Genomic DNA, 12,605 nt, shown 5'->3' on the forward strand with positions numbered 1-12,605 from the left:
CCCTCTACGGGGTCGACCTGCGCATCGAACGCGGCGAGCGGGTGGCGCTGCTCGGTCCGAACGGCGCGGGGAAGACGACGCTCGTGCTGCACCTCAACGGGATCCTCACCGGCGGCCACGGCAGCGTGTGCGTCGGGGGGCTGCCGGTCGCGAAGCCGAACCTCGCCGAGATCCGCCGCCGGGTCGGGATCGTCTTCCAGGATCCGGACGACCAGCTGTTCATGCCGACCGTGCGGGAGGACGTCGGGTTCGGGCCGGCCAACTTCGGTGTGCGCGGTCCCGAGCTGGAGGAACGCGTGACCACCGCGCTCGACCGGGTCGGCATGGCGGAGTTCGCGGACCGCTCGCCGCTGCACCTGTCCGGCGGTCAGCGGCGGCGGGTCGCCCTGGCCACCGTGCTCGCGTGCGAGCCGGAGATCCTCGTGCTGGACGAGCCGTCGTCCAACCTCGATCCGGTGGCCCGGCGGGAGCTGGCAGAGGTGCTGCTCGGCCTGGACCGCACGATGCTGATGGTCACCCACGATCTGCCGTACGCGCTGCAGCTGTGCCCGCGCAGCGTGGTCCTCGACGACGGCGAGGTGGTGGCGGACGGGCCCACGCGCGAGCTGCTCGCCGACCAGGACCTGCTCGCGAGGCACCGCCTCGAGCTGCCGTTCGGATTCCGGCTGGCCTGAGGCACCGGAGCCCGGCCCGCCCGGCGCGCGAACGGCCCGTATGGGAAGTAGGTCTTCCCATACGGGCCGTCCGCGGCGGAGGCAGGCCGCAGCCGGTTACGGCTGCGGGTCCGGCGGCGTGACCGGGTTTCCCCGGGGTGGGGTCGGCAGCGCGCTCTCCGGGTCCGCGTCGGCCGACGCAGGAGGCACGGGCGGGGCGGCGGCCGGCGGTGCCTCGGGCGGAACGGCCGGTGGCGCCGCCTGAGGCGGCGCTGCGGGTCGGGCAGGCGGGGCGGGCGGCGCGCCCGCGGGCAGCCCGTGCATCGGCGTGGTCGTCCCGATCCGGTGCGCGGGCCCGTTCGGCGACCCCGCGAGGGCCGGGACCGACGCCCCGATGGGCGGCAGCTCCTGGCGGGCCTGCGCCTCCGCCTCCCGCACCGCGCGGGCGGTGACCGGGTCCGGGGCCGTGTCCAACCAGTTCTTGATCATCTCGTCGTTGTAGTCCGGCTTCTCGACGTCGTCCGACGGGCTGGGCTGGTAGCGGAAGACGCCGTCCTCGCCCGGGGCGCCGAGCATCCGCGTGAAGCCCTCCAGCGCCTTGCCGAAGTCGCTCGGCACCAGCCAGACCTTGTTGGCCTCGCCCTGTGCCATCTGCGGCAGCGTCTGCAGGTACTGATAGGCGAGCAGCTCCGGCGTCGGCTTGCCGGCCTTGATCGCCGCGAACACCGTCTCGATCGCCTTGGCCTGCCCCTGTGCCTGCAGAGCCCGCGCCGCCCGGTCGCCCTGGGCGCGCAGGATGCGCGACTCCCGCTCGGCCTCGGCCTGCAGGATGGCGGCCTGCTTCGCGCCCTCGGCGGTGAGGATCTGCGACTGTTTCTGCCCCTCGGCGGAACGGATGGCCGATTCCCGCTGGCCCTCGGCCGTGAGGATCATGGCCCGCTTCTCGCGGTCGGCCTTCATCTGCCGCTCCATCGACTCCTGGATCGACGGCGGCGGGTCGATGGCCTTGATCTCGACGCGGGCGACGCGGATCCCCCAGCGGCCCGTGGCCTCGTCGAGCTCGCCCCGCAGGACGGTGTTGATCTCGTCGCGGGAGGTCAGCGTGCCCTCCAGGCTCATCCCGCCGACGACGTTGCGCAGCGTCGTGGTGGTGATCTGCTCGACGCCGGTGATGTAGTCGGAGATCTCGTAGACCGCGGCCTTGGGATCGGTGACCTGGTAGTAGACGACGGTGTCGATGTTGACCGTCAGGTTGTCCTGCGTGATCACCGGCTGCGGCGGGAACGAGACGACCTGCTCGCGCAGGTCGATCCGCTCGCGCACACGGTCGATGAACGGCACCAGGAACACCAGGCCCGGGTCCGCGGTGTCCTTGTAGCGGCCGAGGCGTTCGATCACCGCGGCCGTGGCCTGCGGGATGATCTGCACCGCCTTCACCACCGACACCACGACGAACAGGACGATCAGCCCGACCACCGTGAGCAGCACGGCGTCCACCGGCTTCCCCTTCCTCTCCCGGTCTGCCCCGGGAACTCAGTCCTTCGACACGACCATCGCCGTCGCGCCTTCGATGTTCACGACCGTGACGTGGGCGCCCGGCTCGATCTCCCGCCCGTCGAGCGCCTTCGCCGACCAGACGTCGCCGCCGATCTTCACACGCCCGCCCTGGCTGTCGACCCGGGACACCACGACGGCCGAGCCGCCGACCAGCGCGCGCGTGTTCATCACGTGCGACGACATCCCGCGGTCCAGGCGGCGCCGCAGCGCCGGGCGCACGGCGAACAGCAGCAGCACCGACGCCGCACCGAAGACGATCGCGCTGCCGAGCACCGGCATTCCGAGGAGGGCCGCGATCGCGGCCACGAACGCCCCCCCGCCGAGCATCAGCAACACGAACTCGCCGGAGAGCACCTCGGCGGAGACCAGCACCAGGCCCGCGATGAGCCATATCACAGCGGCCGTCATGACACGATCCTGCCAGAGATCAGGGCTGCTCCGTCACGAAATCGATCAGTTGCTCGACGGCCCTGATCAGCGGTGTCTCCAGATCGCGGAAATCCCGGACCGTGCCCAGCACGCGGCGCGCGCCGTCGGCGGGCTCACCCCAGCCGAGCGCGGCGCACACGCCGGTCTTCCAGTCGGTGCCGCGGGGGACGTCGGGCCACGCCCGGATCCCGACGACGCCGGGTTTCACCGCGGCCCACACGTCGACGAAGGGATGCCCGGTGACGAGGACGTCCGCCCGGGCGACCGACGCGGCGGCCCGGGACTCCTTCGACCCCGCCACGAGGTGGTCGACGAGGACGCCGAGGCGGCGCCCGGGGCCCGGGGCGAAGTCGGCGACGGCGGTGGCCAGATCGTCCATGCCGTGCATCGGCTCGACGACCACGCCCTCGACCCTCAGGTCGTGGCCCCACACCCGCTCGACGAGCTCCGCGTCGTGCAGGCCCTCGACCCAGATCCGGGACGCCCGCGCGGTGCGTGCGCGGAGGTGGTGCACCCGCACCGAACCCGACGCCGAGAGTGCGCGACTCGCGGGCGCCGGTGGCGGGGGCAGCAGGGTGGACGGCACGCCCTCGACGAGGAACGCCGCGGGCTGCAGCGGGAACAGCCGCCTGCGCCCGTTGCGGTCCTCGAGGACGACCTCCCGGTGGTTGATGTCGGTCACCGCGCCGCAGAAGCCGCCCGCCGCGTCCTCGACGACCATTCCGAGCTCGGCCACCACCCGCGGGATCTCGCGGCGGCGGCGCACGACCGTGCCGTCGGCCCGGAAGGCGGCGCGGTAGTCGTGCGTGCGCGGCATCGCACGGTTGTACAGGTCCGGAGAGATCACCGTCCGCAGCGACACGCCGCCACACCGTGTTCACCCACCGTCCGATCGGGCATGTTCCGACGGGTGCGTGTTCACCCGCACGGCCGGGGTGCCACCGCGCGGCGCGCTGGATAGCCTGGCGCCCGTGTCCTGCCCCTCCGCGACGCTCACCGTCTGGGCCTCCGCCTGGCTGGCCGGCGCCGCGGCCCCCGACGACGTGCTCGACGCGCTCGCTCCCTGGGCCGCTGCGCACGATGTCCAGGCCGCCGACGCCGACACCGGTGCCCTCACCGCGCTGCCGGCTCCGGGCGAACCGGTCGGCTCGGTGACGTTCCTGCTGGCCGCGCTGCGACGTCTGGGCGGCAGCGGATCGGCCGCCCGCCTGGTCCTGCCCGCCCCCGGCGACGTGCGGGGGCTGCCCGGTCCCGGGATGTTCAGCCGGGAGGCGACGGCCGCGGCCGAGGGCGTGCTGTTCGTCGACGCCGGGATCGGCGTCGTGCCGACGACGGTCGCGGACGGCGTGCTGCGGTGGACGGTGTACCCGGTCACGGACCCGGGGCCGCCCGCCGGGTACGTGGCCCTGAGCCAGGCCGAGACCGACCTGCGCGACCAGGTGCGCCGCTCGGCGTCGGTGCTCACGGCCCTGGGTGTGGCGCGCCACCGCCCCGGGGTGCGGGAGGAGATCGCAGCGGCCTTGCGGGCCCGTCCGCAGTCGTTGTGGCCCGCGGGGATGCCGGGGCGGGTGCTGCGGGTGCTCCAGCATGCGGACGAGGTGGCGGCGATCCTCGCCGCCGCATCGGGTGACGACCCCGGCGGCGCGCTCTCCGCCTCGGCGGCCACCGCGCGACGGGACGCCCTGCGCCCGATCGACGCGGCCGTCCGGGTGGCGCGCCGCGCCGCGGTGGCGGAGGCCGTACGGGTGCTCGCGACGAGCCCGATGGTCTGAGGCGAGCGGCGCCTACGTCCTGACGAGCCGGTCCAGCCCGGTGAGCTCCAGCGCGTATCCCGCGGGTGAGCCCGACGGCGCCACCAGCTCGACGCGGCGGCCGTCGACCTGCATCTCCTCGACGAACGTGTAGAGCAGCTCCACCCCCGCGCTCGCGAGGTGGCTGACGCCGGTGAGATCGACGGTGAGCGGAAGGGTGCCCCCGCGGGAGGCCTCCCGCAGCTCGCGGCGGAGTGCGGGTGCGGTGGCGATGTCGATCGGGCCGGCGACGGCGATCCGCGGCTCCGTCCCGTGGGTCACCGAGATCCGACCCTCGCCGCGCACCGACCGGCGGGCCGGGGGTCGCGACGGCGCACCGTCCAGCACGGCGGCGGTGCGCAGCGCGTGATCCAGCAGCACGGACGTGCCCTCCCGGGTGCGCTCGATCTCCACCTCGTCCACACAGGCCCGGATCATCGCCAGACCGCGGCCGCGGCCGCGGGGATCGGGACCGGGGACGCGCCAGCGCCCGTCGTCGGAAACGGTGAGGCTGAGCCTGCCGGTGCCGTCCAGAGTTCCCTCGACCCGGACCCGCCCGCCCGCCCGCCCGGGGTAGGCGTGCTGGATCGCGTTCGAGACGGCCTCCAGCACCGCGATCTCCACCGCGGTGGACTGCGCCCGTCCTGCGCCGAGGACGCGCAGCCACCCCTGCAGACTCCGCCGGACGGTGGCGAGCTGCTCCGCCTCCGCTGCGACGTCGATGTCCAGCGGCGGCGGGAACTCGCCGGTGCGGCGCACCACGAGCAGCGTGACGTCGTCGTCGTGGCCGTCGCGCGTCATGTGTTCGACGATCCGCTGCGCGACCTGCTCCGCGAGCTCCTCGGACTCCCGCGCCGCGAACCGCACGACCCCCGACGCGACCGACGCGAGCTCGGCCGTCGCGAGTGCCAGGTCGTGCCCCGGGCGCTCGACGAGGCCGTCGGAGAAGCACACGAGCAGCTCGCCCGGAGCGAGGGTGGCGTGGCCGACGACGGTGGGCGGGCCGGGCACACCCAGCGGGCCACCGCCCGGGAGCGCGAGGAAGCGGGTGCTGCCGTCCGGCGACACCACCAGGGGCGGCGGGTGCCCGGCGCAGGCGTAGCGCATCCGACCCTCGGCAGGGTCCAGCACCGCGACACACACCGTGGCGCCGCGCGCCCCGGGCAGCCGCGCGGCCGCCCGGTCCAGCCTGGCCAGGACACCGGCGAGGTCCGGGGCGGGGCCCGCGTCGTGCAGGAGCTCCCCGAGTACCGCCCGCAGCTGGCCCATGACGGCCACGGCGTCGGCGCCGTGGCCGACGACATCGCCCACCACCGCGGCGAACGAGCCGTCCAGCGCGATCCCGTCGAACCAGTCCCCGCCCGCGCCCATCTCCGAACGGGTGACGACGTAGCGCGCCGCCGTGCGCACGCCGGGCACCACCGGCAGGCCCCGGGCCAGCAGTGTCTGCTGCAGCCCCAGGACGACGTCCTGCGAGGCCGCGGCGCGGTCCTGATGCTGCTCCGTGGCCTCCGGCTGCTTCGCCCGGCGGTCCCGCACCGTCGCGGTGACGTCCACGAGGCGGACGGCGACCCCGGCGATCTCACCCTGGTCGTCGCGTGTGGGTGTGGCGACGAGGTCGACGTGATGCTCCTCGATCCGCCCGTCGTGGCGCGTGACGGCGAACCGCCACTCCCGGCCCGATGCGGGCTCGCCCGACTCGTAGACGTCGTCGAGCAGCCCGACGAGATCGTCCGCGACGTCCGGCGGGTAGACGGAGCGGGCGGGACTGCCGAGCGTGTCGATCGGGCCCGCGAGGAACTTCCCCCACCGGTTCACCGCCGTCAGGTGGTGCTCCGGACCGGAGTGCACGAAGATCGCGTCCGGGAGATGGTCCACGGCACGCAGAAGGTCGGCAGCGGCCGACCGCCCACTGGGGCGAATCGGGTGCACCACGTCGTGCAGCTCTGATTCCGACACCTCGGTGCCTTTCAGGGGGAACGTGCCCACACGGTAGATCAGGAACGGTTGTCCACCTGGGACTAAGACGTCGGACGGCGGGCAGGATGCGCCGAACGGCAGCAGTCCGGCGCGCAGGGCGTGCCGTCCGCGCCGGCACCTGCGCTCGGCGCTCCGCCGAGCGCGCGCGGGGGCGTGCCGGAACGCTGCTCGTCGACGAGCTCGACGACGAGATCGGCGAACCTCGGGTCCGGCCCGGCGGTGGCGGCGCGGGCGAACGCCATGCCGAGCTTCTCGGCCCGCTCGCGGGCCTCGGTGTCGAGGTCCCACACCACCTCGACGTGGTCGGACACGAAGCCGACGGGCGCCACGACGACCGCGGGGACCCCGCGTTCGTGGAGCCCGTCGAGGTGGTCGATGACGTCCGGCTCCAGCCACGGGATCCGCGCCGGGCCCGACCGGGACTGCCACACGACGTCGTGGTCGGCCGCCCCGACCTCCGCCGCGACGAGTGCCGCCGTCGCCGCCACCTGCCGCGAGTAGCGGTGCCCGCCCTCGGCCGGGAGGCCGGAGGTCGTGTCGGCGGCGGCAGGTACGGAGTGGGCGGTGAAGACCAGCCGGGCGTCGTCGCGCAGCCCGGCAGGCAGCGTCGCGCGGGCCGCGCGCACGGCGGCGGCGTTCGCGGCCACGAACAGGGGGTGGTCGAAGAAGTGGCGCAGCTTCACCAGGTGCGGGGCGCCCTCCCCCACCGCCGCCCGGGCGCGGGCGATGTCCTCGTGGTACTGCCGGCACGCCGAGTAGCCGCCGAAGGCGCTGGTGGCGAACACGAGCGCGCGGCGCACGCCGTCCCTGGCCATTCGCGCGACCGTGTCCTCGATCAGCGGGTGCCAGTTGCGGTTGCCGAAGTACACGGGCAGGTCGACCCGCTCGCGCAGGGCCGCGACCAGCTCGCGGTTGCGGGCGTTGAGCGGGGACACCCCGCCGAAGTGGCGGTAGTGCTCCTCGACGGCGTCCAGCCGCTCCGGCGGCACGCCACGGCCGCGTGTGACGTTCTCCAGGAACGGACGGACGTCGGCCGGCCCCTCGGGTCCGCCGAAGGACAGGACCAGGAGGGCCTCGTACGTCACGGGGTGGCCACGCCCACGGCGTGGAAGCCGCCGTCCGCCCACACCATCGAGCCGGTGGTGGTGGGCAGCCAGTCCGACAGCACCGCGCACACCGTCTTCGCCACGGGCACCGGGTCGTTGACGTCCCAGCCCAGCGGGGCGCGCCCGTCCCACGCGTCCTCGAACGCGGCGAAGCCAGGGATGGACTTCGCGGCCATCGTGCGCACCGGCCCGGCCGCGACGACGTTCACGCGGATGCCCCTGGGGCCCAGGTCGCGGGCCAGGTAGCGGCACACGGACTCGAGCGTCGACTTCGCCACGCCCATCCAGTCGTAGGCGGGCCAGGCCTGGCGGTTGTCGAAGTCCATCCCGACGATCGACGCCCCCGGCCCGAGCAGCGGCAGGCACGCCACCGCGAGGGACTTGAACGAGTAGGCACTCACCTGCAGCGTCTGCGCGACGTCCGGCCACGGCGCGGTGAGGAAGGCGCCGTCGCCCAGGCAGCTCGCGGGTGCGAAGCCGATGGAGTGCAGTACCCCGTCGAGCCTCGGATCGTCACCGAGGTGCGGCGTCACCCGCTCGGCGAGCGTGTCGAGCTGCTCGGAGTCCGCGACGTCCAGCTCCACGACCGGGGCGGGCCGCGGCAGGCGCTGCGCGATCCGCTCCACCAGGCGCATCCGGCCGAACCCGGTGAGCACGATCTCCGCCCCCTGCTCCTGGGCGATCTTCGCGGCGTGGAAGGCGAGCGAGGCGTCGGTGATCACGCCGGTGACGAGCAGGCGCTTGCCGTCGAGCAGACCCATGGGAGCCCTTTCGCTGATAGCAGGGTGGGGAGCTGGTGACCTCTAGTGACCCATGCCCAGGCCCCCGTCCACCGGGATCACGGCCCCGGTGACGTAGCCCGCGGCGTCCGAGCCGAGCCAGGTGACTGCCGCCGCGACCTCCTCCGGCGCGGCGTAGCGGCCCAGCGGCACCTGGGTGAGGATCTCGGCGCGGCGGGCGTCGGGCAGGGCACGGGTCATGTCGGTGTCGACGAAGCCGGGGGCCACGACGTTCGCGGTGATGCCGCGCGAGCCCAGCTCGCGGGCGATGGAGCGGGCGAGGCCGACGAGGCCCGCCTTGGACGCCGCATAGTTGACCTGGCCCGCCGAGCCGAGCAGACCCACCACGGACGAGACGAACACCATGCGCCCACTGCGCGCCTTGAGCATGCCGCGACTGGCGCGCTTGGCCACGCGGTACGCGGCGGTGAGGTTGGCGTCCACGACCTTCGTGAACGACTCCTCGCTCATCCGCATGAGCAGCCCGTCGTCGGTGATGCCGGCGTTGGAGACGAGCACCTGGACCGGGCCGTGCTTGTCCTCGACCTCGGAGAACGCGGCGTCGATCTGGTCGGCGTCCGTCACGTCGCAGCGAACGGCCAACAGCTCGCCCGGCAGGCCGTCCACCGGCCCGCGATGCGTCACCGCCACCTGGTCGCCCAGTGCGGCGAACGCCGTCGCGATCGCCAGCCCGATCCCCCGGTTGCCTCCGGTCACCAAGACGCTGCGTCCCACGGCGCAGACCCTAGTGCGTCGGTGCCGGTCCCTGATCTGAACCGGCACGGGCTCACATCCGTGGACGCGCCCGACGGCTCCAGCAGCGGGGGCCGCGACCCGGGGAGGAACTCCATGCGCAAGGCGCTCGTCACCCTCGTCCTCACCGCCGGTGCCCTCGGCATCGGCGTGGCCCTGCCCGCCTCGGCCTTCGCGACCGTGCCGAAGTCGAAGTACACGACGGACTCCAGCACCGGCCGGACCTGGCGGACGGACTACTTCGCGCCGATCAAGCGCCTCGATCCCGACAAGTGGTGCAAGGACCACGGCTACGACGGGGGCTTCCTGTCCGGCAACGGCTACTGGGGCTGCACGGTGGAGGTCGGGGCGGCGACGACCTGAGGCCCCGCGCATCGGCGGTGATCCCCAGCGGGGTCACCGCCGTTTTCGTCTTGACTTATATAAGCACATCCTTCTACGGTGGCGGCCGTGCACGCGTTCGACGTCCTCGGTGACCCGGTGCGTCGGCGGATCCTGGAGCTGCTCGCCGGGGGGGAGCAGCCGGCCGGGGCCGTCGCCGCCCGCGTCGGGGACGAGTTCGGCATCTCCCAGCCCGCCGTGTCGCAGCACCTCCGGGTGCTGCGCGAGCACGGGTTCGTGACCGTCCGACCCGAGGGCGCGCGCCGGCTCTACGCGGTGGCACCCGAGCCGCTGCGGGAGATCGACGCCTGGCTCGACGGGTTCCGGCGGTTCTGGGCACCGAAGCTGGACGCGCTGGGCACCGAGCTGGCCCGCGGCAGGCGCGCCCGCCGGCTCGCTTCCGACCCCGATACAGGAAGGACCCCATCGGCATGATCGACGCCACCCACCAGATCTCGGCCGTGCGCCGAAGCCTCGGCTCCCGGACGCTCGAGGCGGGCGAGGCCCGCGTCCAGACGATCGCGCAGGTCTACCCGTCCGACCTCGACGACGTGTGGGACGCCTGCACCAACCCCGAACGGCTCCCCCGCTGGTTCGCCCCGGTGACGGGGGAGCTGCGCCTGGGCGGGCGCTACCAGGTGGAGGGCAACGCGGCGGGGGTCGTCGAGCGGTGCGACCCGCCGAAGGGCTTCGCCGCCACCTGGGAGTTCGGCGGGCAGGTGAGCTGGATCGAGGTCACCCTCGAACCGGTCGCCGACGGCACCCGTCTCACCCTGGAGCACGTCGCGCACGTGCCCGACGAGTTCTGGACGCGGTACGGGCCCGGCGCTACAGGCGTGGGCTGGGACCTCGCGTTCCTGGGGCTCGCGACGCACCTCGCCACCGGGGAGTCCGCCGCGGCCGAGGGGCAGGAATGGGCGATCTCCCCCGACGGCGTCGCGTTCGCCACGGCGAGCAGCGCAGCCTGGGAGGCGGTGAGCGTCGAGGCCGGGGCCGACCCGGAGGCGGCCCGCGCCGCCGGCGCCCGCACCACGGCGTTCTACACGGGCGCGCCCGAGGAGGGGTGAGCGTCCTCCACCCGAGGAGGGTGAGCGTCGGCGGCCGTTCCGCCGTGCGGCAGCGGTCGAAGGGTCCGGCGGCTACGCCCGTGGCGTGTGGTGGCCGGGCTACCGGGGGCGGCGGCGCTACGCCGTGGCATCCGGTGGCGCGGCTACCACGGTGGCGGCGCTACGCCCGTGGCGTGCGGTGGCGCAGGGCGTAGCGCTGGGCGGCGGCCTCCCGCTCCTGTGCGTGCGCGGCGTCGCGGACGGCCTGCAGCGTCCCGCGCGGGAAGCCGGCCTTGAGCGCGCGGTGCTCGGTGGTCTCGTAGACGTACGCCGCGGCGTAGATCATCCCGATCACGACCCCGCCGAGCACCGCCATCGTGCGGACCCACAGGTCGCCGGGCACGACCAGCACCACCAGCATCGCCGCCGGCAGCACCTGCACGAGCCCGCGGGCGAGCTGGCGCAGCTGCCAGGTACGCGTGGTGAGGTCGTGCAGGACCCAGTCCCGGTAGCGGGCCGGGAGTGCGGCTCCGTAGGCGTAGAGCGCCCAGCGCAGCGGTCCCGGCGCCGGCACCGGGCCCTGCGCCGGGCGCAGCCCCGACCGGCGCGGCGTCGTCGACGTCTCCATCATGCTCACCCCAATGGTTTGTGCACCAATCGTTGCCGCACTCAGAGTACGCTGAAGCGATGCCCGCGGAGACCCGAAGTGACGTACCCGACCTGCTCGCGCTCGACCGCCAGGTGTGCTTCGCGCTGGCCGTCGCGTCCCGCACGGTCATCGGGCTCTACCGTCCGCTGCTGGAACCGATGGGCCTCACGCATCCGCAGTACCTGGTCATGCTCGCGCTCTGGGAGCGATCGCCGCGGTCGGTGAAGGACCTCAGCGCCGCCCTCGCGCTGGATCCCGGCACGCTCTCCCCGCTGCTGAAGCGGCTGGAGGCGGGCGGGCTGGTGCTCCGTGGCCGCGACCGGGCCGACGAGCGGGTCCTCGCGGTCGAGCTCACCGAGGCGGGGCGCGCGCTGCGGGCCCGGGCCGAGCTGGTCCCGCCGGCGATCATCGCGCGGCTGGGGATGGAGCTGTCCGAACTGGAGGAGCTGCACGGTGCGCTCACCCGGGTGATCGCGGCGGCCCGGTCCGAGCGCGAACCCTGATCGGGCGCGGCCGTGGGCCGGCGGGCGCTCCTCGCGCGGGGCGCGGCGCGCCCTTCCTGCCGGGCCCGCCCAGCGCCCGCCTCGCAACGGCCTGCCACCTGCCTCGCAGAGGCTGGGCCCGCCTCGCAGAGGCCTCCCACCAGCCTCGCAGACCCCGCGCATGCCTCGCAGACGCCGCGCGCGCCTCGCAGGGGCCTCCCAGCAGCCTCGCAGAGGCTGGGCGCGCTTCGCAGAGGCCCTCCACCAGCCTCGCAGACCCCGCGCTCGCTTCGCAGGGGCCTCCCAGCAGCCTCGCAGAGGCTGGGCGCGCTTCGCAGAGGCCTCCTACCTGCCTCGCAGACGCCACACACGCTTCGCAGAGGCTGCAGGCCCTGCGAGGCGTGCCCGATCCCTGCGAAGCGGCGACACCGGCCGGCACCGAGCGCGCACATCCCCGCTCACCGCACCCCGCTCCCCACCGCACCCCGCTCCCGACCGCACCCCGAGGTGGCCGCGGCGCTCGCCCCGGCCGCGAACGGCCCGTACGGGAAGACCTACTTCCCACACGGGCCGTTCGCGCGACGGGGACCGGGGCGAGAAGCCCGGCAGTGACGCGCGGCGGCCGCGGGGCGAGGAGGGCAGTACAGCCACCGCCGCAGCGCCAACGCGCCGCCACCCCGCCTCAGGGCAGGCGCCGCCCCAGCGCCAACCCGCTGCCCACCCCGGCGAGGAGCAGCAACACTCCTCCGGCGAGCCACGGCCTGCTCGTGTCGACGCGGCGCGTTTCGTACCCGATCTGCTCGCCCAGCTCGGCGTAGACCTGCCGCAGCTCCGCCGCCGACGCCGCCGCGAAGAACTGCCCGCCGGAGAGCTGCGCGATGACCCGCATCGACGTGTCGTCCGCGGGCACCGGCACGGGTTCGCCGTCGATCTCGATCGATCCGTAGTCCGTGCCGAAGGAGATCGTGGAGACGGGGATGTCGGCGTCCGCCGCCTTGCG

Annotated in this window: 14 protein-coding genes and 1 pseudogene; 6 read left to right on the plus strand and 9 right to left on the minus strand. The window is 74.3% G+C overall.

Features of this window, described 5'->3' with window-relative positions:
- The coding region (locus AB7J25_RS27355) for an energy-coupling factor ABC transporter ATP-binding protein (protein ID WP_428513648.1) at positions 1-674 on the plus strand (674 nt) is incomplete at its 5' end.
- 96 nt (positions 675-770) lie between these two features.
- Here AB7J25_RS27355 and AB7J25_RS27360 read toward each other — a convergent pair.
- From AB7J25_RS27360 to AB7J25_RS27370, 3 genes are read right to left on the minus strand one after another with little or no spacing between them, the layout of a single operon-like run.
- Positions 771-2,141, minus strand: coding sequence for an SPFH domain-containing protein (locus tag AB7J25_RS27360; RefSeq protein WP_428513670.1), 1,371 nt, complete (start codon positions 2,139-2,141; stop codon positions 771-773).
- A gap of 45 nt (positions 2,142-2,186) precedes the next feature.
- Positions 2,187-2,618 (minus strand): NfeD family protein, encoded by a 432-nt coding sequence (locus tag AB7J25_RS27365; RefSeq protein WP_428513650.1) that lies wholly within the window; start codon positions 2,616-2,618, stop codon positions 2,187-2,189.
- A gap of 19 nt (positions 2,619-2,637) precedes the next feature.
- A complete protein-coding gene (locus tag AB7J25_RS27370; RefSeq protein WP_428513652.1) occupies positions 2,638-3,456 on the minus strand; it encodes a DUF3097 family protein in 819 nt (272 codons plus the stop codon).
- A 154-nt stretch (positions 3,457-3,610) separates the two neighbouring features.
- Between AB7J25_RS27370 and AB7J25_RS27375 the strand changes: the two genes are divergently transcribed.
- Positions 3,611-4,411, plus strand: coding sequence for a hypothetical protein (locus AB7J25_RS27375; RefSeq protein WP_428513654.1), 801 nt, complete (start codon positions 3,611-3,613; stop codon positions 4,409-4,411).
- Positions 4,412-4,423: 12 nt separating this feature from the next.
- Here the strand turns inward: AB7J25_RS27375 and AB7J25_RS27380 are convergent, their stop codons facing one another.
- From AB7J25_RS27380 to fabG, 4 genes are all read right to left on the minus strand, one after another.
- Positions 4,424-6,307 carry a SpoIIE family protein phosphatase gene (locus tag AB7J25_RS27380; protein ID WP_428513656.1) on the minus strand — a complete coding sequence of 628 codons (1,884 nt, stop codon included), beginning with the start codon at positions 6,305-6,307 and terminating at the stop codon, positions 4,424-4,426.
- A gap of 143 nt (positions 6,308-6,450) precedes the next feature.
- Positions 6,451-7,494 carry a ferrochelatase gene (locus AB7J25_RS27385; RefSeq protein ID WP_428513658.1) on the minus strand — a complete coding sequence of 348 codons (1,044 nt, stop codon included), beginning with the start codon at positions 7,492-7,494 and terminating at the stop codon, positions 6,451-6,453.
- Positions 7,491-8,276, minus strand: a complete 786-nt coding sequence (gene fabI, locus AB7J25_RS27390) for an enoyl-ACP reductase FabI (protein WP_428513660.1) — start codon at positions 8,274-8,276, stop codon at positions 7,491-7,493. The genes AB7J25_RS27385 and fabI overlap by 4 nt, the downstream gene beginning before the upstream one ends.
- 42 nt (positions 8,277-8,318) lie before the next feature.
- On the minus strand, positions 8,319-9,029 hold the full coding sequence (gene fabG / locus AB7J25_RS27395; protein ID WP_428513662.1) for a 3-oxoacyl-ACP reductase FabG: 711 nt from the start codon (positions 9,027-9,029) through the stop codon (positions 8,319-8,321).
- Between the two features lie 60 nt (positions 9,030-9,089).
- On the opposite strand from fabG, the gene AB7J25_RS27400 reads away from it, so the two are divergent.
- The 3 genes from AB7J25_RS27400 to AB7J25_RS27410 all read left to right on the plus strand — a co-directional run bounded on the left by AB7J25_RS27400 (position 9,090) and on the right by AB7J25_RS27410 (position 10,495).
- Positions 9,090-9,410, plus strand: coding sequence for a hypothetical protein (locus AB7J25_RS27400; protein ID WP_428513664.1), 321 nt, complete (start codon positions 9,090-9,092; stop codon positions 9,408-9,410).
- 87 nt (positions 9,411-9,497) lie between these two features.
- The gene (locus AB7J25_RS27405; RefSeq protein ID WP_428513672.1) at positions 9,498-9,863 is read left to right on the plus strand and encodes an ArsR/SmtB family transcription factor; all 366 of its coding nucleotides are present in this window, start codon (positions 9,498-9,500) and stop codon (positions 9,861-9,863) included.
- Positions 9,860-10,495, plus strand: a complete 636-nt coding sequence (locus AB7J25_RS27410) for an SRPBCC family protein (protein WP_428513666.1) — start codon at positions 9,860-9,862, stop codon at positions 10,493-10,495. Before AB7J25_RS27405 ends, AB7J25_RS27410 begins: the two co-directional genes overlap by 4 nt.
- A gap of 160 nt (positions 10,496-10,655) precedes the next feature.
- Here the strand turns inward: AB7J25_RS27410 and AB7J25_RS27415 are convergent, their stop codons facing one another.
- On the minus strand, positions 10,656-11,105 hold the full coding sequence (locus AB7J25_RS27415; protein WP_428513674.1) for a DUF5313 family protein: 450 nt from the start codon (positions 11,103-11,105) through the stop codon (positions 10,656-10,658).
- A gap of 56 nt (positions 11,106-11,161) precedes the next feature.
- Between AB7J25_RS27415 and AB7J25_RS27420 the strand changes: the two genes are divergently transcribed.
- Complete coding sequence (locus tag AB7J25_RS27420) at positions 11,162-11,626, plus strand: MarR family winged helix-turn-helix transcriptional regulator (RefSeq protein WP_428513668.1); 465 nt, start codon at positions 11,162-11,164, stop codon at positions 11,624-11,626.
- A gap of 661 nt (positions 11,627-12,287) precedes the next feature.
- Here AB7J25_RS27420 and AB7J25_RS27425 read toward each other — a convergent pair.
- Positions 12,288-12,605: pseudogene (locus AB7J25_RS27425) on the minus strand (VWA domain-containing protein); the annotation flags it as partial.

Source organism: Pseudonocardia sp. (assembly GCF_050246655.1).
GTDB lineage: Bacteria > Actinomycetota > Actinomycetes > Mycobacteriales > Pseudonocardiaceae > Pseudonocardia.